This is a genomic window from Pseudoclavibacter sp. JSM 162008, assembly GCF_041366455.1.
GTDB lineage: Bacteria > Actinomycetota > Actinomycetes > Actinomycetales > Microbacteriaceae > Pseudoclavibacter.
Genome location: NZ_JBEWYX010000021.1, coordinates 24,790 through 44,375 on the forward strand (window position 1 = coordinate 24,790; position 19,586 = coordinate 44,375).

21 protein-coding genes are annotated in these 19,586 nt (G+C 67.3%); 5 read left to right on the forward strand and 16 right to left on the reverse strand.

What is annotated here, in order from left to right:
* Positions 1–2 precede the first annotated feature (2 nt).
* Complete coding sequence (locus ABVF28_RS15130) at positions 3–1,487, forward strand: aldehyde dehydrogenase family protein (RefSeq protein WP_371031128.1); 1,485 nt, start codon at positions 3–5, stop codon at positions 1,485–1,487.
* A gap of 89 nt (positions 1,488–1,576) precedes the next feature.
* On the forward strand, positions 1,577–2,602 hold the full coding sequence (locus ABVF28_RS15135; protein ID WP_211891262.1) for a LacI family DNA-binding transcriptional regulator: 1,026 nt from the start codon (positions 1,577–1,579) through the stop codon (positions 2,600–2,602).
* A 96-nt stretch (positions 2,603–2,698) separates the two neighbouring features.
* On the opposite strand, the gene ABVF28_RS15140 is transcribed toward ABVF28_RS15135, so the two are convergent.
* The 5 genes from ABVF28_RS15140 to ABVF28_RS15160 all read right to left on the reverse strand — a co-directional run bounded on the left by ABVF28_RS15140 (position 2,699) and on the right by ABVF28_RS15160 (position 5,365).
* Entirely contained in the window at positions 2,699–2,896 is a 198-nt protein-coding gene (locus ABVF28_RS15140; RefSeq protein ID WP_371031129.1) for a hypothetical protein, read from the reverse strand.
* Between the two features lie 196 nt (positions 2,897–3,092).
* Positions 3,093–3,854 carry an ABC transporter permease gene (locus tag ABVF28_RS15145; protein WP_371031130.1) on the reverse strand — a complete coding sequence of 254 codons (762 nt, stop codon included), beginning with the start codon at positions 3,852–3,854 and terminating at the stop codon, positions 3,093–3,095.
* Positions 3,851–4,630: an ABC transporter ATP-binding protein gene (locus ABVF28_RS15150; RefSeq protein ID WP_371031131.1), complete on the reverse strand. Its 780-nt coding sequence runs from the start codon at positions 4,628–4,630 to the stop codon at positions 3,851–3,853. Before ABVF28_RS15150 ends, ABVF28_RS15145 begins: the two co-directional genes overlap by 4 nt.
* 2 nt (positions 4,631–4,632) lie before the next feature.
* Positions 4,633–4,995 carry a DUF1048 domain-containing protein gene (locus tag ABVF28_RS15155; protein WP_179555498.1) on the reverse strand — a complete coding sequence of 121 codons (363 nt, stop codon included), beginning with the start codon at positions 4,993–4,995 and terminating at the stop codon, positions 4,633–4,635.
* 1 nt (position 4,996) lies between these two features.
* Positions 4,997–5,365 carry a PadR family transcriptional regulator gene (locus ABVF28_RS15160; RefSeq protein ID WP_104254615.1) on the reverse strand — a complete coding sequence of 123 codons (369 nt, stop codon included), beginning with the start codon at positions 5,363–5,365 and terminating at the stop codon, positions 4,997–4,999.
* A 187-nt stretch (positions 5,366–5,552) separates the two neighbouring features.
* Between ABVF28_RS15160 and ABVF28_RS15165 the strand changes: the two genes are divergently transcribed.
* Both ABVF28_RS15165 and ABVF28_RS15170 read left to right on the forward strand, forming a co-directional pair.
* Complete coding sequence (locus ABVF28_RS15165) at positions 5,553–6,089, forward strand: PadR family transcriptional regulator (protein WP_249312289.1); 537 nt, start codon at positions 5,553–5,555, stop codon at positions 6,087–6,089.
* A gap of 179 nt (positions 6,090–6,268) precedes the next feature.
* Positions 6,269–7,939 carry an ABC1 kinase family protein gene (locus tag ABVF28_RS15170; protein WP_371031145.1) on the forward strand — a complete coding sequence of 557 codons (1,671 nt, stop codon included), beginning with the start codon at positions 6,269–6,271 and terminating at the stop codon, positions 7,937–7,939.
* 20 nt (positions 7,940–7,959) lie between these two features.
* On the opposite strand, the gene ABVF28_RS15175 is transcribed toward ABVF28_RS15170, so the two are convergent.
* The gene (locus ABVF28_RS15175) at positions 7,960–8,586 is read right to left on the reverse strand and encodes a YdeI/OmpD-associated family protein (protein WP_371031132.1); all 627 of its coding nucleotides are present in this window, start codon (positions 8,584–8,586) and stop codon (positions 7,960–7,962) included.
* Positions 8,587–8,753: 167 nt separating this feature from the next.
* On the opposite strand from ABVF28_RS15175, the gene ABVF28_RS15180 reads away from it, so the two are divergent.
* A complete protein-coding gene (locus tag ABVF28_RS15180; RefSeq protein WP_371031133.1) occupies positions 8,754–10,379 on the forward strand; it encodes an FAD-dependent oxidoreductase in 1,626 nt (541 codons plus the stop codon).
* A gap of 128 nt (positions 10,380–10,507) precedes the next feature.
* On the opposite strand, the gene nhaA is transcribed toward ABVF28_RS15180, so the two are convergent.
* The 10 genes from nhaA to rpsF all read right to left on the reverse strand — a co-directional run bounded on the left by nhaA (position 10,508) and on the right by rpsF (position 19,389).
* Positions 10,508–12,349 (reverse strand): Na+/H+ antiporter NhaA, encoded by a 1,842-nt coding sequence (nhaA, locus tag ABVF28_RS15185; RefSeq protein ID WP_371031134.1) that lies wholly within the window; start codon positions 12,347–12,349, stop codon positions 10,508–10,510.
* A 134-nt stretch (positions 12,350–12,483) separates the two neighbouring features.
* Positions 12,484–13,236: an alpha/beta hydrolase family protein gene (locus ABVF28_RS15190; protein ID WP_371031135.1), complete on the reverse strand. Its 753-nt coding sequence runs from the start codon at positions 13,234–13,236 to the stop codon at positions 12,484–12,486.
* Positions 13,237–13,246: 10 nt separating this feature from the next.
* Entirely contained in the window at positions 13,247–13,726 is a 480-nt protein-coding gene (locus ABVF28_RS15195; protein WP_371031136.1) for a cupin domain-containing protein, read from the reverse strand.
* A gap of 71 nt (positions 13,727–13,797) precedes the next feature.
* Positions 13,798–14,022: a hypothetical protein gene (locus ABVF28_RS15200; RefSeq protein WP_371031137.1), complete on the reverse strand. Its 225-nt coding sequence runs from the start codon at positions 14,020–14,022 to the stop codon at positions 13,798–13,800.
* Positions 14,023–14,147: 125 nt separating this feature from the next.
* Positions 14,148–15,533, reverse strand: a complete 1,386-nt coding sequence (gene dnaB, locus ABVF28_RS15205; RefSeq protein ID WP_104254411.1) for a replicative DNA helicase — start codon at positions 15,531–15,533, stop codon at positions 14,148–14,150.
* 358 nt (positions 15,534–15,891) lie between these two features.
* Positions 15,892–17,460 (reverse strand): polyprenol phosphomannose-dependent alpha 1,6 mannosyltransferase MptB, encoded by a 1,569-nt coding sequence (mptB, locus tag ABVF28_RS15210; protein ID WP_104310775.1) that lies wholly within the window; start codon positions 17,458–17,460, stop codon positions 15,892–15,894.
* Between the two features lie 179 nt (positions 17,461–17,639).
* On the reverse strand, positions 17,640–18,092 hold the full coding sequence (gene rplI, locus ABVF28_RS15215; protein ID WP_104254413.1) for a 50S ribosomal protein L9: 453 nt from the start codon (positions 18,090–18,092) through the stop codon (positions 17,640–17,642).
* A gap of 12 nt (positions 18,093–18,104) precedes the next feature.
* Positions 18,105–18,365 (reverse strand): 30S ribosomal protein S18, encoded by a 261-nt coding sequence (gene rpsR / locus ABVF28_RS15220; protein ID WP_068482210.1) that lies wholly within the window; start codon positions 18,363–18,365, stop codon positions 18,105–18,107.
* A 38-nt stretch (positions 18,366–18,403) separates the two neighbouring features.
* Positions 18,404–18,997 (reverse strand): single-stranded DNA-binding protein, encoded by a 594-nt coding sequence (locus tag ABVF28_RS15225; protein ID WP_104254414.1) that lies wholly within the window; start codon positions 18,995–18,997, stop codon positions 18,404–18,406.
* A gap of 2 nt (positions 18,998–18,999) precedes the next feature.
* Positions 19,000–19,389, reverse strand: a complete 390-nt coding sequence (rpsF, locus tag ABVF28_RS15230; RefSeq protein ID WP_104244003.1) for a 30S ribosomal protein S6 — start codon at positions 19,387–19,389, stop codon at positions 19,000–19,002.
* Positions 19,390–19,586: the final 197 nt, after the last annotated feature.

A 19,586-nucleotide genomic window follows, 5' to 3' on the forward strand; every position in this document is an offset into this window, starting at 1 on the left:
CAATGACCTACGACATCTTCACAACCGGCTCGCTCCTCGGAGCGCAGCCCGCCATGCGCATCGGCGGGGACTGGGTGCACACCGACAGCACCAGCACGGTCGACAATCCATCGACTGGCGACGTCATCGCTCGCGTCCCCATCGGCGAGACCGCGCATATCGATGCCGCCCTCGAACAGGCCAGCGACGCGCAGCGCGTCTGGGCCAAGCGCTCGTACGCGGACCGCGCATCCGTGCTCGAGGAAGTGGTGAGGCAGGTGGAAGCGCACGCCGAGGAACTCGCGCAGATCGTCGTCGCCGAACAGGGCAAGACCATCGTCGAGGCCCGTGGCGAGATCGAGGGCGTGAAGGGGTTCCTCGGCTACGCGATCAGCCAGAAGTACCGCAACATCGGCGAGCTCGCGGCCCCGTCGAATCGCGATCAGCAGCTTGCAATCCGGGAGGAGCCCGTCGGTGTGGTCGCTGCGATCATCCCGTGGAACTTCCCCGCCGCGATCTTCTCCAGGAAGGTGGCGCCCGCCCTCATGGCAGGCAACGCCATCGTCGTGAAGCCGAGCGGCGTCACCCCGTTGTCGTCGATCGCACTCGCACGCGTCTTCGAACGCGCCGGGGTGCCCGACGGACTCGTCAACGTCATCACGGGGCCAGGCCGCACGCTCGGCTCGGCGCTCGTCGAGCATCCGCTCGTCAGCATGGTGACCGTCACCGGGTCGACGAGGGCGGGGCAGGAGATCCTGGCCGCCGCGGCGAAGAAGGTCATCCCCGTCTCCCTCGAGCTCGGGGGCAAGGCTCCCGTGATCGTCTTCGACGACGCAGATCTCGACCTCGCCGTCGACCACGCTTTCGAGGCGCGCTTCATGAACTGCGGCCAGGTGTGCACCTGCAACGAGCGCACGTACGTGCAGCGCGGCGTCTACGACGAGTTCGTCGCTCGGTTCCTCGAGCGGACGCGCAATCTCATCGTCGGCGATCCGATGGATGAGGCGACCCAGATGGGGCCGAAGGTCTCTCAGGAGGAGTGGCAGAAGGTGAAAGAGCACGTCGACCGCGCTGTCGCGGCGGGTGCGACGCTCGAGTTCGGCGGTGGCACACCCGCCGGTATGGAGGACAGCCCCGGCTACTGGTTCGCCCCCACGGTGCTCACCAACGTCACGAACGACATGGACATCGTGCAACAGGAGGTGTTCGGTCCGGTCCTGCCGATCATCGTCTTCGACGAGTACGAGGAGGTCATCGAGTGGGCGAATTCAACCGTCTATGGGCTCACCTCACACGTCTACACGACTGACATCCGCACGGCGATGTCCGCAACCGACGACCTGGAGTTCGGCGAGGTCTACATCAACCGAATCGGCCCGGAAGAAGTCCAGGGGTTCCACGCGGGCTGGAAGATGTCCGGTCTCGGCGGAGACGACGGCATCCACGGGTTCGAGCGGTACACCCGTCGCAAGACGATCTACACGGAGTACGCCAGAAGGGCCGGATAGCCTGGGGGCGAGGGCCGGCGCCGCGCGCGTCGGGCCTCGCACCGCTCAGCACGCACGAGTACCGACACACCGCGAAAGCCGGCCGCACCATGAACGCCACCCCTCAGCCGATGCGCGCTCGCCTCATCGACGTCGCCAACGCGGCCGGCGTCACGAAGTCGGTGGTCTCCCGGGCGCTCAACGGTGACACGACGCTGAGCATCAGGGACGAGACGCGAGCGCGGATCCTCGAGACCGCGCTCGCGTTGAACTACGAGCCGCACGCGGGCGCGCGGGCGCTCGCAGGTGCCCGTACACGCTCCATCGCACTGCTTGTTCCCGACCTCACCAACGCCGTCTATGCGCGGATCGCGCGTGGAACGTACCTCCGCGCCAGGGAGCGTGGCTTCGTCGTGCTGCTGGCCGAAGACGCGGAATGGTCCGAGACGCAGTCCGACTACACCGACCTCGTCAGCGCCGGGCGAGTGGAGGGCCTCCTCATCGCGTCGGTAAGGGAGAAGCACCCTCTTCTCGAGGATGGGCGGCTCGACAACGTGCCGCACGTCTTCGTGAACCGGACCGTGGCAGGGTCCAACAGGAACGTCGGGGTCGACATGGCGAATGCCAGCAAGACGGCGCTCGACTACTTGTACGGTCTCGGCCACCGGACCCTCGGCCACATCTCGGGGCCCGGGGATGTCTCTCCGGCGAGGGAACGGGAACGCGGTTTCATTCTCGAAGCCGTCGCGCTCGGGATCGCCCGGCCATGCGTCGTGCGCGAGCCGTATACGGAGGCCGGAGGGTACGTCGCGACGCAGCGCATCCTCGACACGGATCCGGCAGTGACCGCCATCTACGCCGGAACGCTGCCGCAGTCGATCGGAGCGCTCAAAGCCCTCCACGATCTGGGAAAGCGGGTTCCGGAGGATGTCTCGCTACTCTCCTACGATGACATGCCGGTTGCCGCCTACCTGCAACCATCGCTGACGACCATGGCCCTTCCCCTGCAAGAGCTTGGTACCGCGGCGACGGACGCACTCCTCGATCAGCTCAGCGGCATTCCCCCGAGCGATGTGATCTTGACGAGGCAACCGGAGGTCATCGAGCGCGACTCGACGGCACCGCCTCGCCAGTGATCGTCGGTGTGGGCGTATCAACACCAGCCACGCACCTTCATCGCGCCGAGAAGCTGCATCTCACGTGTGGATGCATCGGGCGCGAGCTGAGAGGGGTCAGCCGCGGCGGCGGCGCATGCCGAACAGGGCCGCGATGACGGAGACGAGAAGTCCTGCCGCCCCGGTGACGAGGCCGACGATGATGAGGAAGCCCGCGCCGATGTTGGCGTCGAGGGCTGTCGGGTCGGTGATGAGGTGCGCTCCCGCGAGCGCGAGGAATCCGACGGCGAGCAGGACGGTGCCGAGGCTCTGCAATTGGGTTCTCGCTTTCGTCGCGGCGTTCGGGGGTCACTCCACCCAACAGCACCGGGATGCGCCGAAAACCGGGAGCGGGCGCGGCTCGCGCTTTGACAGCACGCCTCGTCTCTTCGGGCAGGTTGCGAATCGTGGATGTAGCCATGTGACCCCCTCGAGTGCGAGCACTGCCAGCACTCGAGAAGGTCGACTTCAGTCAGCTGATCCTGCGCTGGTAGACCACGTTCGCAACCACGAAGGCTGCGAGGAGGATCCCGACGCACCAGCCCAGCGCGACCCAGATGTCCCCGCTCACCGGCTGCCCCTCGAGGAGCTGCCGGATGCTGTTGACGATGGACGTCACGGGCTGGTTCTCCGCGAACCACCGCACTGGGCCCGGCATCGTCTCGGTCGGCACGAACGCGGAGCTCACGAACGGCAGGAAGATGAGCGGGTAGGAGAAGGCGCTCGCGCCCTCGACGGTCTTCGCGGAGAGACCCGCGAGCACCGCCATCCAGGTGAGGGCGAGCGTGAAGAGCACGAGGATGCCCGCGACCGCGAGCCACTCGAGCAGTCCGGCACCCGACCGGAAGCCCATGATCAGGGCAGCGCCGACGACGACGGCCACCGAGACGAGGTTCGCGACCAGGGAGGTGATCACGTGCGCCCACAGGGCCGACGATCTGGCGATCGGCATCGACTGGAACCGCTCGAAGATACCGCCCTTCAGGTCGAGGAACAACCGGTACGCCGTGTAGGCGACGCCGGATGCGACGGTGATGAGCAGGATCCCTGGCAGCAGGTAGTCGACGTAGGCGCCCGCGCCGATGTCGATCGCCCCGCCGAACACGTAGACGAACATGAGCATGAACGCGATCGGCATGACGGCTGTCGTCACGATCGTGTCTGGGCTGCGGAGCACGTGGCGCAGCGAGCGACCCGTCAGGACGGCGGTGTCGCCGACGAAGTGCGCGGTCATGAGGCCAGCCCCATTTCTCCGCCGGAATCCCCGACGACAGCCAGGAAGAACTCCTCGAGCGTCGGCTGCTTCTCCACGTATTCGACGTTGGCAGGCGGCAGCAGCCGCTTGAGCTCGGCGAGCGTGCCGTTCGCGATGATGCGTCCCTCGTTCAGGATCGCGATCCGATCGGCGAGCTGCTCCGCCTCGTCGAGGTACTGCGTCGTGAGCAGCACAGTCGTGCCGGTGGCGGCGAGCTCGCGCACCGCGCCCCACACCTCGAGCCTGGCCTGCGAGTCGAGTCCCGTCGTGGGTTCGTCGAGGAACACGACGGGTGGGTTGCCGATGAGACTCATCGCGATGTCGAGCCGACGCCGCATGCCGCCGGAGTATGTCGCGGCGCGACGCCTGCCCGCGTCGGCCAACGAGAAGCGCTCGAGCAAGGCGTCCGCGACCTCGTTGGGCCGCGGAACGTGCCGCAAACGCGCGACGAGGGCGAGGTTCTCGCGACCCGTGAGCACCTCATCCACCGCCGCGAACTGGCCGGTGAGGCTGATGGATCCACGAACCTCGGACGCCTGCGACGCCACGTCGAAGCCGGTGACGGCTGCCGACCCGTCGTCGGCGCGGAGGAGCGTCGAGAGGATGCGCACCAGTGTGGTCTTGCCGGCCCCGTTCGAGCCGAGGAGCGCGAAGATGCTGCCGCGCTCGACGGCGAAGTCGACGCCGGTCAGTACGGCGAGGTCGCCGTACGACTTCGTGATGCCATCGACGACGATGGCCGGAGGAGCGCTCATGGCTACTGCCCTCGCTCCGCTTCCTCGACGGCCTTCACCAGTCGCGCACGTTCCTTGTCGATCCACTGCTTGCCGGAGTACGACTGGCCGAAGGTCTCGGCGAAGTCGACCGGGTCGGAGCCCACGATGTCGTGGACGGGAGTGCCGTCGGCGGCCGCGCGCTCCCACAGGTCGGCGAGGTCCGCATTCATGCGCACCATCGACTCCCCATCGGTGACGCCGCCGTAGTACATGAGGTAGCGCTGGATGGCCTGCGCCACCTTCGCGTAGGGAGCCGGCAGCGCATCCAATCGCGCCTGTGCCTCCTTGTACAGCTTCTTCTCCTCGAGTGAGCCCGTGAGCGCTTCGATCCACTTGGCGGCCATGTCAGTTGCCTCTTCCTTCATCTGTGCTGGTTGCAGTTGGTTCTGCGGTGGTGGTGCGGAGCTGCTCGAGGCGCTCCGCGAGGAACCCCCAGGTGCGCCAGAACTCCGCGAGGTACTCGGTGCCTTCTGCGTTGATCGTGTAGACCTTCCGCGGCGGACCCTTCTCCGAGGGGACCTTCTCGACGTCGACCAGCCCCTTCTGCTCGATGCGCACAAGGAGCGCGTACACCGTGCCCTCGGCGATGTCCGCGAAGCCCTGTTCGCGAAGCCAGGTCGTGATCTCGTACCCGTAGGCGGAACGCGTGGCGAGAATCGCGAGCACGATGCCCTCGAGCGTGCCCTTGAGCATTTCGGTTGCTTGCTTGCCCACGATCACCCTCTCTACTCAGTAATGATGACTACCAGTACAAAGTAACACTGAGTACCAGTACCTAGCAACACTTGGTTCCTTCAGTTCAACCCGCATTCAGGAACCCCGGAATGCACAGCTTCACCGACATTCACCGATGTATCGTCGGGTGTCGTCAGGTATCGGCACCCCTTCGAAAGGAATGCTCATGGTCGCTCAGCACACCCCAGGCGGACTCGGCTTCGGCCTCCGCGAAGCCGTCGACGAGATCCGCGAGAGCTTCGCATCCCGTCCCACCACGTCCCGCGCTGGCCGCGGGGACGTCCGCACCGCACTGCTCGTCGCGCTGCTCGAAGGCCCCCAGCACGGCTACCAGCTCATCCAGGCCATCGAGGAGCGCACCAGCGGCGCGTGGAAGCCGAGCCCCGGCTCCGTCTATCCGACGCTGCAGCTCCTCTCCGACGAGGGCCTCGTCGTGCCGGAGGTCACCGGCGAGCGCAAGGTCTACGCGCTCACCGAAGAAGGCCGCGCCGTCGCCGTCGACGCTTCGACTGGCGACCTGCCGTGGGAGTCCCCCGCCGCACGCCGCGCCGAGCGCGCCGCGACCCTCCCGAAGGCCGGCGCCCGACTCGCGCAAGCCGTCGTTCAGGTGCAGAGCAGCGCAACCCCGGACCAGGCCGAGCGCGCCGCGGCCCTCCTCGACGAGACACGGCGCAAGCTGTACTCGATCCTCGCCGAGGACTGAACGTGACAGATGGCCCCGGCCTGACCGAAGAGCGAGCGGCGGCGGCGAGCAGGCTGACCGCCGCCGCCGCACAGGCGCAAGCAGTCACTCGAGCCCGGGCCGCCCGGGACGGCGACACGAAGCTCTCGGCCGAGGGCCGCGCCAGGTACCGCAGGATCGTCCGCTTCGCGCAGCGCGCGATGCTGCAGATCTGGTGGTTCGAGATCTTCCTGCCGCGCATCCGCCTCGGCAAGCTCTCGGAGCGAGGACGTACCGCGCGTATGCAGCGGCTCGCCCGCCGCTTCCATGCACTCGCGGTCGACCTCGGCGGGCTCATGATCAAGGTGGGGCAGTTCATGTCGTCGCGCCTCGACGTGCTGCCTCCCGAGATCACAGCCGAACTCGAGGGCCTGCAGGATGAGGTTCCGGCCGTCGCCTTCCCCGCCATCCGGGCGCAGGCCGAAGCTGAACTGGGCATGTCGCTCAGCCAGGCGTACGCGCGCTTCGACGAAGCCCCCATCGCGGCAGCCTCGTTCGGGCAGGCCCACCGCGCGACGCTCACGCCCGCCCTCGCGGAGGAGACGGGTTACACCAGCGTCGTCGTGAAGGTGCAGCGGCCGGGCATCGAGGACCTCGTCGAGACCGACCTGCGCGCGCTGCGCCGTGTCGGCCAGCTCCTCAAGCGAGTCGAGCTGGTGTCGAAGCGCGCCGACGCACCCGCCCTCGTGGAGGAGTTCGCGGCGACCAGCCTCGAGGAGATCGACTACATCCACGAGGGCTCCAGCGCTGAGCGCTTCGCCGCCGACTTCGAGACCGACCCCCGCGTGGGCGCCGCGCAGGTCGTGTGGGAGCGCACGGCGTCCCGCATCCTCACCCTGTCGGATGTCACCGCGATCAAGATCACTGATGTGGATGCCCTCCGCGCCGCGGGCATCGACCCCGTCGAGGTCGCCAACGAGCTCGCGAGGGCCACGTTCCAGCAGCTCTTCGTCGCCGGCTTCTTCCACGCCGACCCGCACCCGGGCAACATCTTCGTGACGCCGCTGGCGACGCCGCGCATCCCAGCTCCATCGGACGTGGAGGGCGAGGCCACCGATGAGCGTCCCGCACCCGTCACATGGGAGCTGACCTACATCGACTTCGGCATGATGGGCGTCATCTCCGACACCCTGCGAGCCAGCCTGCGGGAGCTCATCTTCGCGATCGTGTCCCGCGACGGGCCTGGCCTCGTCAGGTCCATGCGCAGCGTCGGCGTGCTGCTGCCAGCCGGCGACACGATGGAGCTCGAACGGGCCATGACGGAACTGTTCGGTCGCTTCGGCGGCATGGGCGTGGCCGAGCTGCAGCGCGTCGACCCCGCAGAGCTCGGCGACTTCGCCGACCGCTTCAGGGACACCATCCGCGAGATGCCGTTCCAGCTGCCAGAGAACTTCCTGCTCATCATTCGCGCGATCTCCCTGGTCTCGGGCGTGACCTCGGCGCTCGACAAGAACTTCAACATGTGGGAGGCGGTCGACCCGTTCGCCCGCACCCTCACGCGCGACGAGGGCGGCAACACCATCCAGGCGGTGGCGAAACAGGCCGTCTCCGCACTGGCAACCGCAGTGACGCTGCCAGGGCGACTGGATGCGCTCACGACCCGCCTCGAAGCTGGCCAGCTGAAGGTGCAGACGCCGAGCGTCGACCGACACATGCGCTCCCTCGAGCGGATGCTGCGCGGCGTGGTGTCAGCAGTCGTGTTCGCCGCGCTGCTCATCGCGGGCGTCCTGCTGCTGCCTCAGCTCGCTCCGCTCGGAATCGTGCTCATGAGCGTCTCCGTCGTTCCGCTGCTTCACGCCGCGGCCGTCGCCCTCGGCCGACGGCGCCACTGACCGCTCGCCGAACGCATCGGTCAGACGGCGAGCTTGCCGCTTTTCGAGAGCTCGGGGTCGGTGCACGATGAGAGGTCGAAGCAGCACGGGCGCCGCTTTCCGGCCTCGAGCTTCGACAGGCCGACCTCGATGCGACGCTCTCGGGTCTTCACGACGCGCGTGGAGTTGATCCACCGCACCCACTCCCACCTCGCCATCGGCGTGATGTCACGCCAGGTCTCCGCAGAATCGGGGGCGTCCGCGAGCGCCTCGGCGAAGTCCGCCGGGATCTCGGGCTCGGGCCACTCGCCGCCCGGCCGCAGCTCGACGCTGACGGTGTCGCCGTCGGCGGCACCGGCTCCGAGTGCGGCGGCGGCGTCGAGCCAGTGCCCGCGCAGGCCATCGGGCTCGATGACCGTCTCGAAAGCTCGCGGAGCAGCACCGGAGTCCGCGGTGGAGCCTGAGGCGGGCTCGGCGCGGATCACGCCCGCGACGGCGACCTGCCCACGCGACGGCAGCATCCGGCTCGCGTCCTCCGGAAGCCGGACGATGAGCCGTTCGCCCTCGTCGCCCACAACGGGGACGGCGATCACCCGGGCCGTGAACCGGACGGCGCTCGTGTCCGGAACCGCGGTGTCCTCGGCGAGCGCGCCCTGCTTGTCAGCCATGGCAGAAAGCGTACGCCCCACCGACGCGTGAACGCAGATTCCCACAGTCGTCCACGAAAACCTCATCGCTCAGTACCCTGATTGCATGACTGACCAGCCCATCATCCTCATCGCCGCCGATGAGCGACTCGCGCGGATCGAAGCCGAATTCAGGGCAAGGTACGACCGTGACTACAGAATCATCACGGCAGAAGATGCTGAGGGCGGCCCTGCAGCTCCTGAGGGAACTCGTCGATTCCGGTGCCGCTGTCGCCATGGTCGTCGCCGACGTCTCCGTCGGCGAGACCCCGGGCCCGACGTTCCTGCGCCGCACGCAATCGATCTCCCCGACAGCGCGCAGACTCGTCCTCGCGACACCCGGAGCTGGATATGCCGCGAACCTCGACGCTCTGCGGGAAGCAACCGTCCGTCGAGACATCGACACCTTCACCGGCATCCCGATGGGACCGCGCGACGAGGAGTTCCACACGGTCGTCACGGAACTGCTCTCCGAGTGGGGCTGGTCGGTCGCTCGGCCGGCGGTCAGCATGATCGATGTCGTCGCCGAACCGCATGACCGCGAGGCGGGCGCCATTCGGGACCTCCTCGAGCGACTCGGCTTCCCGAACCGCATCCTCACCCCGGACAGCATCGAGGGCGCCGCACTCATCGCCGCGGCGACTGCTGAGTCCTCGGCGCCAGTCGTGCTCCCGCTGGCCCGGGCATACGACGGCAGGCTCTTTCCCTCAGCAACGGCGAGGGGTCTCAACGAGCTGCTCTCGACCCGCTTCGACTTGGTGCCCGAAGGCGAGGTCTCGGATGTCCTGGTCATCGGAGCAGGCCCCGCAGGCCTCGCCGCCGCCGTCTACGCGGCCTCCGAAGGGCTCACCACGGCGGTACTCGAGCGGGATGCGATCGGCGGGCAGGCAGGGTCGAGCTCGATGATCCGCAACTACCTCGGCTTCCCACGGGGCATCTCGGGCATGCGCCTGGCGCAGCGCTCCCGCATTCAGGCCGGACGCTTCGGCGCGAAGTTCTACACGGGACGGTCCGTCACCGGACTGGAGCCCTGCACGCTCGACGGCGTCCCCAGCTACCGGGTGCATCTCGGCGACACCGAGCTGCGTGCACGGACCGTCCTCATCGCGACCGGGGTCGCGTATCGGCGCCTCGGCATCGAAGCGGTCGATGTGCACACGGGCGCCGGCGTCTACTACGGGGCGGCCACCTCGATGGCCAGGGAGATGCAGGGCAAAGACGTCATCGTCGTCGGCGGTGGCAACTCCGCCGGTCAGGCGGCCGTGCATCTCGCGAAGTTCGCGAAGCACGTCACCATCCTCATCCGGCGCGCATCGCTGAACGAGTCGATGTCCGAGTACCTGATCCGCGAGCTCGACTCGACCCCGAACGTCTCCGTCGCCAGCAACAGCGAGATCGCGGATGGCGGGGGTGAAGCCGCCCTCGAGTGGGTGACCGTGCGCGACCGGACCTCGGGCGAGGAGCATCGCTTCGACGTCGGCGGGCTCTTCTGCATGCTCGGCGCCCACCCGGACTGCACGTGGCTGCCCGAGGGAATCGCGCTCGACAAGGCGGGCTTCGTCCTCACGGGACGAGATGTCCCCAAGGATGCTTGGACCGATGGCATGCCTCCCGCTGACCTCGAGACCACCCTGCCTGGCGTCTTCGTCGCCGGCGACGTGCGCTCCGGGTCGATGAAGCGCGTCGCCTCGGCCAGTGGGGAGGGCGCATCCTCACTGCCCCTCATCCACGCCCACCTCGCCGCCCTCCGCGCCCGCGAGTTCGGCGGGGAGTAGGCTCGCCGGCCCTCCCACGCGGCCGGCGGCGCATCCACACGAGAGATGCCGCGTCGTTTCGAAACGAAGCGGCATCTCTCGTGTGCTTGCAGATGGATGCGGCGCGCGGGGGTCAGGAGTACGCGCGCTCAGGACCGGCGACGGATGGCGGCTTCCTTGCGTTGCGCCTCGATCGTCGCGATGAGGGTTCGTGCGTCGTGGGCGCCGCTGTGCCGCGTCTCGCCGAGGAAGAACGTCGGGGTTCCGCGGGCTCCGCTGTCGATGGCGCTCTGCATGTCGGCGCGGATGCGCTGCGGCAGCGCCTCGTCGAGCATGTCCGCGTCGAAGCGGTGGAGGTCGAGCGCTATCTCTTCCGCGTAGCCGCGCAGGTACTGCGCGTCGAGTCGCTCCTGGTTCGCGAAGAGCAGGTTGTGCATCTCCCAGAACTTGCCCTGGTTGGCGGCCGCCTCGGAGGCGATCGCGGCCTGGAAGGCGTGCGGATGGTAGTCCTCGAGCGGCAGGTGGCGCACGACGTAGCGCGCCCCGCCGTCGCTGAAGTGCTCGCCCAGGTCCTGCCACATGCCGGTCGCCCGAGCGCAGAACGGGCATTCGAAGTCCAGGTACTCGACGATCGTGACCTGCGCGTCCGGGTCGCCCAGCATGTGGTCGCGCTCCGGGTCGACCGGGCGGGAGAGGGTCGTCGGCAGGTCAGCCGTGGTCTCGTTCATCTTGACGCGCGCGAACGTGAACGTGAGCCAGCCGATGACCCACGACAGCACCATGGCGATGAAGACGCCGACGATCGCCTGCCCGGCGACCTCACCCTCCAGGGCCAGAGAGATGATGAGCAGCGACATCGTGAAGCCGATGCCGCTGAGCGCGGCACCACCGAAGACGCTGCCCATGCCGACGCCCTGCGGCAGCGAGCCGAGACCGGCCCGGACCGCGATCCAGCTGCCGAGCGCGATGCCGCCGAACTTGCCGAGCACCAGACCTGCGACGACACCCCAGGTGACGGGGGACGTGAGCGCGTTGCCGAGCATCCCGCCCCGCAGGTCGACACCCGCATTGGCGAGCGCGAAGACCGGAACGATGAACAGCGCCACCGGGCTCAGCAGCACCTCGTGGAGGCGTTCGTTGACGGAGATCGACTTGGCGAGACCGAGCCGCACGTTGCGTGCGGCGTCGGCGCGGGGCGACTGCCAGAAGTCCCGGAAGAGGCGCTTCGCGCGAACCACGTCTTCGCGGTCAGGGTCGGAGGCGGGGATGAGCAGGCCGGCGGCCATGCCCGCGAGCGATGGATGAACGCCGGACAGCAGCGTCGCCGCCCACAGCACGACGATGATGACGATGTACGGCGTGCTGCGCCACTCGTTCGCTCGAGCGAGGAGGAAGAGGAGGACGAGGCAGACGACGGCGATCGCAAGCGGCATCCACTGCACCGACTCGGTGTAGACGATGCCGATGATGGAGACTGCGAGAAAGTCGTCGACGACGGTGAGCGTCAGCAGGAAGACGCGCAGCTGGCTCGACATCTTCGGGCCGACCAGTGCGAGCGCGCCGAGGAGGAAGGCGGTGTCGGTGCCGATGACGGCGCCCCATGCCTCAGGTGCCTCACGGCCGGCGATGGCCAGGTAGATCAGGGCCGGCAGGACGACGCCTGCCACTCCGGCGACGATCGGAACGAGGGCTTGCCGCCGGTCGCGCAGGGAGCCGACGGCGAACTCCTGCCGCACCTCGAGTCCGATGAGGAAGAAGAAGATGACCATGAAGCCGTCGTTCACCCAGTGGTGGAGGCTCATGTCGATGCGGAAGTCGCCGATTCCGACGGCCGCGTGCGTCTCCCAGAGGTGAACGTATGACTCCGACCAGGGAGAGTTCGCCCAGAGGAGCGCGAAGACCGCGACTCCCACCAGCAGGAGCGCGCTTCCAGACTCTGTGCGAAGTCGGTCCGCGACCAGACGCACCCAGTCCTGTTTCTGCTTCCCCAATGGATCCCCCTCCACGTCGGCGCGGGTCTGCGTTCAGACCCCTGGCACCGGATGGAAAGCATACGTCCCAGCGGAGACGCGCGGGGGCCTCAGGCAGGCCCCGCCAATCCCTCCTGGCGTCGAGGTCGACCGCGTCAGCTGTGGCGAGCGGATGCGTCGAGCCAGGCATGCACGTCTGGCCAGTGCGGCGCGTCCGGCGCGATCGCGGCGCGGTGCTCGAGGCTCGCGGGCTCGATGAGCTCGATGTCGGCGCCCGCCTGCCTGGCGGCGGCGACGTAGGCCCGGGTGTGCTCGACCGGCACACGCGCGTCGTCGGCGCCGTGCACAAGCATCGCTCGCGCCTGCAGGGGCAGATGCTCGATCGGTGACGCAGACGCGTAGACCTCCGGGGCTTGGGCAGCCGCCACGCGGAAGAAGTCCGAGACGGCTCCGTCGCCGTTGCCTTCTTCGTAGCCGCGCGCGAGGTCAGTGACCGGCGCGAGCGCTACAACCGCGTCGCCTGGTTCTCCGCCGAGCAGCGCGAGCTGCCCGCCAACCGAGTGCCCGACGATCACGAGCCGCGCATCCCGCGTCAACCGGAATGCCTCGCTGCGCGCCACCGAGAGGCCACGCAAGAGGTCCGCACGCGTCGCCGACCACCCATCGTCGCCTCGCCGGTACTCGAGATTCGCCACGGCCCAGCCGCGTCGGGTGAACTCCGGCACCAGCGGCAGCATGAGTTCGGCGGTGAACTGCGATCGCCAGTACCCACCGTGGATGAGCACCGTGAGCCCGCGAGCGGACCCGGAAGGTGCCCAGAACGTCAGATGCTGGTCTCCATCTGGGCCGTACGTCTCGCGCCTTGCTTTCGGGTCGCCCGGCATGCCCCGGATGCTCGCATCCGTCACGTGCGCCGTCTCACGCGCCTTCCACGGCACCTTCTGGCAGGAAGTCGACGCCGTTCAGGGCTGAGAGACGCACGACTTCGGCCGGGTCGGTCACGTTGTGAAGCAGGCTGAAGAGGTTCGCGAGCTTGCCGCCTGGGCTCACCCAGAACAGCGACTTCGCTGCCGCGTCCTGCTTGTTGTAGTAGGCGTGCGGAATGCCCTTCGGCATCTGCACGAGGTCGCCCGGGCCGGCCGTGGTCCATTGGCCGTCGAGGTAGAGGGTGTAGACCCCCTCGAACACGTAGATGAACTCGTCCTGGGTGGGGTGCACGTGCGGCGGCACCCCGGTTCCGGCTGGGTCGAGCGAGAGCCATGAGTAGGTCGAGGCGCTCTCGGCCTTCGTGATGTAGGTGTGGCCGAGCACATTCCACACACGGCCGGCCACGGCCTCGTCAGCTCGGACGATACCTGCGGGCAGGTCGCCCAGGACGATCTCTTCAGAACTCACCATTGGGTTCCTCCAGTTGGGGTCGGTGCGCTCAGTCTGGCAGATGCCGCGCAGCCTCGGCGACCGCGTTCAGGCTACTTGCTGGCCCGCTGGCGGATCGCGAGGACGCCGGTCGTCCAGGCCGTGGCGATCGCGGCGCAACCGCTGCTGCCGGCGATGATCATGGGTGCAGAGCTGGCCATGACGCCGGCAACCAGCATGACGAGGACCGCGAGCAACAGCACGCCCATGGCGATGGTGAGGATGAGGATCGCCCGGCGCTGCTTCGTGGTGGCCGGCTGCGTCGCGTCTGCGTTCATGATGTACCCCTTGTCTGTGTCACCGCGAGTAGGTGCTGCATTCAAGGTACGAAGCACAGGGCCCCGGCGCTTCGGTCGTGGGGCTGAACTCGATAGCCGGAGGGATGAACCCGCGGCGCGTCCCCTTACTGACCCGTCGCGTACCCCGGCGCCATGTCCATGAACCGCGAGAAGTGGCCCTGGAAGGTGACGGTGATGGTGTCGGTCGGGCCGTTGCGGTGCTTCGCGAGGATGAAGTCGGCCTCGCCGCCTCGCGGGCTTTCGCGGTCGTAGGCGCCTTCGCGGTGCAGCAGGATGATCATGTCGGCGTCCTGCTCGAGCGATCCGGACTCACGGAGGTCGCTCGCCGCTGGCCGCTTGTCGGCACGCTGCTCGGGACCACGGTTCAGCTGGGACAGCGCGATCACAGGAACGTCGAGCTCCTTGGCGAGCAGCTTGAGCGCACGCGAGAACTCGGAGACCTCTTGCTGACGGCTCTCGACGCGCTTGCCGCTCGTCATGAGCTGCAGGTAGTCGATGACGACGAGGTTGAGGCCGACCTTCTGCTTGAGCCTGCGGCACTTGGCGCGAATTTCGACGAGCGTCATGTTGGGGCTGTCGTCGATGTAGAGCGGTGCGTCGGAGATGTCGCCCTGCGTGCGCGCGATCTGCGTGAGGTCTTCCTGCGTGAGGCCTCCCGCGCGCATGTGCTGCAGGCGCACGCTCGCCTCAGCGGAGATGAGGCGCATGGCGATCTCGCTCTTGCCCATCTCCAGGCTGAAGAAGATCGACGGCTTGCCGTGGGTGATGGATGCTGAGCGCGCGAAGTCGAGGGCGACCGTCGACTTTCCGAGGCCGGGGCGGGCCGCGACGATGATGAGCTGACCGCCGTGGAAGCCGTTCGTGATGCGATCGAGGTCGCTGAACCCGGTCGGCACACCCGTCATGCCGCCGGACTTGTTCTGCGCGGCGTCGATGTCGTTCTGCGCCTCGAGGATGGCCTCAGCGAGGACGACGTAGTCCTCCTTTTCCACGGCGCCCGTGACACCGTAGATCTCCGCCTGCGCCTGGTTGACGAGGTCGACGACCTCACCTTCCGCGAGGTAGCCCATCTGCACGATGCGCGTTCCGGCCTCGACGAGGCGACGAAGCACGGCTCGCTCGGAGACGATCGCCGCGTAGTAGCCGGCGTTGGCTGCGGTGGGGACGATGCCGGCCAGGGTGTGGAGGTACTCGGCGCCCCCGGCACGCGAGAGCTCGCCCGACTTCGTCAGGTGGTCGGTGACCGTGATGACGTCGGTCGGCTCACCAGCCGCGTAGAGCGCGTGCACGGCGTCGAAGATGATCTCGTGCTTGGGCACGTAGAAGTCGATGCCGCGGACGGCTTCGACGACGTCGGCGACGGCGTCTTTCGAGAGCAGCATGCCGCCGAGGGCCGACTGCTCTGCAAGCAGATCGTGGGGAGGAGTGCGAACACCGTCGTGCGTTTCGCGCTCACCCTGTGGAGGGGAACCGAGGTGCGCGATCGACACGGATGCTCCTGACTGCGCTCGTAGGTCTGAGAGAGATTTCCCCACAGTAGTCCTCACCTCCCCCAACGAGCGAACCCAAAACAGGACGCCTGTGGATAACTCTGTGTGTAACTGTGGAGACGCGCCGTGCGGCTTGTGGAAACTGTGTGGAGAACGCCGCTACCGTTTGGAAGGTAATGTCCAAAAAACAGTCACTGACCAGCGGCTTATACGGATGCTCCAGTTGTGCACAAGTGACGTGAAGCAGCCCTTGAAGGTTGAGCCCCGAGCGCGTCGCTGTGCATAACACCCGGCGGAGCACCCACGCAAACCGACGATATCCGGGCGTTTTCCACAGACTGTCGGCCCGACGGTGTCGTCAGAGGGGGCTCTCTGTGCGCTGCTGCAGCCTGCGTTCCCGGCGCGCGACGATCCGGTCGACGAGCACCTGCCCGTATGGCACGGCGATGAGCACGGCCCGACCAGAGACATTGTTCGAACGCCACCACCAGACGAGCACGGAGAGCGCGAACAGCACCGTGATGGACGCGACGACGATGCGCGTGTACGGCCCCTCGAAGAACGAGTCGGTCGGTTCGGCGAGCGTCACGGTCGTGAAGAAGATCGTCGCGAGCACGGCGAGGTGCTCCTGACCTCTGCGCCACGGACCAGCAACTGCAGCGAAGGGCAGTATCCACAAGACGTACCAGGGGTGAATGGCCGTCGAGGCGGCGACGATGACCGCGGTGCACAGTACGAGGCGGAGAACGGGATCGATGGGCCGCTTCGTGATGACCAGCCAGGAGGCGACGAGGCCGGCGATCGAGAAGGCGATGACCTTCAGGACCACTTCGAAGACGAATGGATCCAGGCCGACGAGTTCGGCGAGGCCGCGCACGGTGCCCACCATGAGGGTCAGCGGCGAGTACCAGTGCTGGATCGCGCCTGGGACCGTGAGCGCGGTCACCCAGCCGAAGCCGAGGCCGAGCACGAGCCCGAGCGCACCGACGAGCCCGATCGCAATGGCACCGTGAAGCGCCCAGCTCTTCACCCGGTCCCAGAGGGGGAGAGTGCTCGGTCTGCCGACGAGCGCCACGATGGGCAGGGCGATGAGCGCGATGGGCTTGATAGCGACGGCGAGTGCGATCAAGATGACCGCGAGGACGCGCCGCCCCTTGAGAGCGGACAGCAGACCGAACCCCATACCGGCGAGCATGAGGCCGTCGTTGTGCCCGGAGGCGATGAACAAGAGCAGCGTGAGCGGGTTCGCGGCGATCATCCACGCAACGAACGCGCGGCTGCGTCCCCGAAGGGCCGCGATCTTGAGGAACGCGACCACCATGAGCACGGCGCCAGCGGTCGCGGCCAGACGATTCAGGAACAGCGCGTACTCGGGCGTCTGAGCTCCGAGCCAGGAGAACACGGCGGCGACGGCGATGAAGAGCGGACCGTATGGCGACTCGGTGCTCGACCAGAAGGGGTCGACCCCCAGCGAGTACCATCCGGCGATCTCGTTGACGCCGTGCTGGTACGGGTCGATGCCGGCTGCCATGAGTCGCCCCACGGCGACATACGAGAACATGTCGCGGCTGAACACGGGGACGCAGATCAGCAGAGGCAGTGCCCAGATGATGGAAGTCCTGATCACGCGTCGCAGGGACGCGTCGGTGTCGGAGACGCTCGATCGGAAGCGCAGCCAGGCGATGAGCAGCAGGAAGCCGCCGACGATCAGGAGCATCGTGCACAGCCGTGTCAGGTCGGGTGAGCTGCGGAGGAACGCGATGGGGAACCACTCACGCAGGCCGAGCCCGTCGCCGATCCAGCCAGCACCGAACGAGCCGACGAGGATGCACAGCGACCCGATGAGGCCGAGGATCGTCGGGCTCACCGTCAACGGGAACCGGCGCGGCTCGCGCTCGGTCGCCCATCGGTGGACTTGCTGCGGCATGGTCGTGAATCAATCAGGAGAGGTTCTGGCGGGATGCTGGACTCCGCTGACCTTATAGCGTTCGTCCCTGCGTCTGCCCCACGGTGGCGTCGACGCGCCAGACGGTGTAACCGGGCGCGGTTGCAACGAGAACGGCCCCGGACATCGAGATGTCCGGGGCCGTTCTTCTGCTGCCGTGGTTATCGCTGGGCGATGACCTGGAGCTTGACCGTCGCAACGAGGTCGTCACGGAGGCGAACAGTCGCCTCGTGGTTGCCCGTGTACTTGATCGGGTTGGGGAACTCGACCTTGCGCTTGTCGATCTTGCCGAGGCCGGCTGCTTCCACAGCGGTCGCGACGTCGGCGCCGCGAACGGAACCGAAGAGGCGGCCTTCGGCACCCGACTTCACGTGGAGCTTGACGAGGGCGGACTCGAGCTTGTCCTTGAGCGCCTTCGCCTCTTCGAGGGTTGCGAGTTCGCGTGCGGCGCGAGCGGAACGGATCTGCTCGACCTGCTTCTCGCTGCCACGGGACCAGCTGACCGCGTAGCCCTTGGGGACGAGGTAGTTGCGGGCGTAGCCGCTCTTGACCTCGATGACGTCACCGGCTGCACCGAGGCCGGAGACCTCGTGCGTAAGAATTACCTTTGCCATGTCGACTACTCCTTAGCGGCCAGAGCCGGCGTAGGGCAGGAGCGCCATTTCACGTGCGTTCTTGACTGCACGTGCGATGAGGCGCTGCTCCTGGACGGAGACGCCGGTGATGCGACGTGCGCGAATCTTTCCGCGCTCCGAGATGAACTTGCGGAGGGTGTTGACATCCTTGTAGTCGATGACTCCGACCCGGATCTGCTTCGCGGGAGCAGCGGGCTTGCCGCCCTTCCCGCGTACACCCTTGCGGCGGTCGCCGCTTGACTTTCCAGCCATTGGGATCTTCTTTCGTTGAGTGTGCTTGCGAGCGCCCTTTAGAAGGGGGGCTCGTCAAAATCGTTCGATGCGCCGGGCGTCGCCCAGCCGGATGCGCCGTTGTCGCGAGGCTGGCCCGCGGGCTGTCCCCACGGCTCGTCCGCAGGGGCGGACTGACGTCCACCGCCACCGGCGTTGCCGCCGCCGCTGTTGCCGCCGAAGGAGCGCTGCTGGCCTCCACCGAAGCCGCCCTGGCCGCCGCCACCCTGCTGTCCGCCGGCGCCGCCGGAGGACGTGCGGGTGAGCTGAGCTGTGGCGTAGCGAAGGCTTGGTCCGATCTCTTCGATCTCGAGCTCGATGGAAGTGCGCTTCTCGCCTTCCTTCGTCTCGTAGGACCGCTGCTTCAGGCGACCCTGCGCGATGACTCGCGAGCCCTTGGAGAGGCTCGAGGCGACATGCTCAGCGAATTCACGCCAGACGCTCGCCCGAAGGAAGAGTGCCTCGCCGTCCTTCCACTCGTTCGCCTGACGGTCGAACACGCGGGGGGTGGATGCGATGGTGAAGTTCGCGACTGCGAGCCCGTTCTGCGTGTAACGCAGTTCGGGGTCAGCCGTGAGGTTGCCCACCACGGTGATGATCGTGTCGCCGGCCATGACTACGCCTCGGTGGTCGCCGCGGGCTTCGCTGCGATAGCAGCGGCCTTGGCAGCCTTGCGAGCCTCGTCGCGCTTCGCCTCGGAGGCGACGCGTGCGATGGCCTCTTCTGCGCGGAGCACCTTGGTGCGCATGACAGCTTCGGACAGGTTCAGCTGGCGGTCGAGCTCGTTCGCCGTTGCCGAGGTCGACGTGAAGTCAACGACGGCGTAGATGCCTTCGCTCTTCTTGTTGATCTCGTAGGCGAGGCGACGACGGCCCCAGATGTCGGTCTTCTCGATGGTTCCACCGTCGTTGCGAATGACGTTGAGGAACTTATCGAGGCTCGGAGCTACGGTGCGCTCGTCGATCTCTGGATCGAGGATCACCATCAACTCATACTGATGCACGATAAACCCACCTCCTTCGGTCTAGAACGGCTGCAGACGATCTGCAGCAGGAGGGTTATTGCGCGTGTCTGGGCAGTTGATCGCACAGACAACCTCGCCAGCATAGTCGTTTCTTCCTCCTAAATGCCAGCCAATTGGAAGAACTCCCCTTCTCGCGAACGAATATGCTCGTTCCAGCACAACCGGCGGCCCCCGTGGTC

What these genes read in the sequence shown, in the direction of transcription:
- ABVF28_RS15130 (WP_371031128.1), top strand. Translation starts at nt 3, where the DNA reads ATGACCTACGACATCTTCACAACCGGCTCGCTCCTCGGAGCGCAGCCC.
- ABVF28_RS15155 (WP_179555498.1), bottom strand. Translation starts at nt 4,995, where the DNA reads ATGGCCGCCAAGTGGATCGAAGCGCTCACGGGCTCACTCGAGGAGAAG.
- ABVF28_RS15135 (WP_211891262.1), top strand. Translation starts at nt 1,577, where the DNA reads ATGAACGCCACCCCTCAGCCGATGCGCGCTCGCCTCATCGACGTCGCC.
- ABVF28_RS15165 (WP_249312289.1), top strand. Translation starts at nt 5,553, where the DNA reads ATGGTCGCTCAGCACACCCCAGGCGGACTCGGCTTCGGCCTCCGCGAA.
- ABVF28_RS15175 (WP_371031132.1), bottom strand. Translation starts at nt 8,586, where the DNA reads ATGGCTGACAAGCAGGGCGCGCTCGCCGAGGACACCGCGGTTCCGGAC.
- ABVF28_RS15225 (WP_104254414.1), bottom strand. Translation starts at nt 18,997, where the DNA reads ATGGCCGGCGACACGATCATCACCGTGGTGGGCAACCTCACGGCTGAC.
- ABVF28_RS15150 (WP_371031131.1), bottom strand. Translation starts at nt 4,630, where the DNA reads ATGAGCGCTCCTCCGGCCATCGTCGTCGATGGCATCACGAAGTCGTAC.
- rpsR (WP_068482210.1), bottom strand. Translation starts at nt 18,365, where the DNA reads ATGGCTGGAAAGTCAAGCGGCGACCGCCGCAAGGGTGTACGCGGGAAG.
- ABVF28_RS15200 (WP_371031137.1), bottom strand. Translation starts at nt 14,022, where the DNA reads ATGAACGCAGACGCGACGCAGCCGGCCACCACGAAGCAGCGCCGGGCG.
- ABVF28_RS15145 (WP_371031130.1), bottom strand. Translation starts at nt 3,854, where the DNA reads ATGACCGCGCACTTCGTCGGCGACACCGCCGTCCTGACGGGTCGCTCG.
- mptB (WP_104310775.1), bottom strand. Translation starts at nt 17,460, where the DNA reads ATGCCGCAGCAAGTCCACCGATGGGCGACCGAGCGCGAGCCGCGCCGG.
- ABVF28_RS15170 (WP_371031145.1), top strand. Translation starts at nt 6,269, where the DNA reads ATGCTGCAGATCTGGTGGTTCGAGATCTTCCTGCCGCGCATCCGCCTC.
- ABVF28_RS15195 (WP_371031136.1), bottom strand. Translation starts at nt 13,726, where the DNA reads ATGGTGAGTTCTGAAGAGATCGTCCTGGGCGACCTGCCCGCAGGTATC.
- rplI (WP_104254413.1), bottom strand. Translation starts at nt 18,092, where the DNA reads ATGGCAAAGGTAATTCTTACGCACGAGGTCTCCGGCCTCGGTGCAGCC.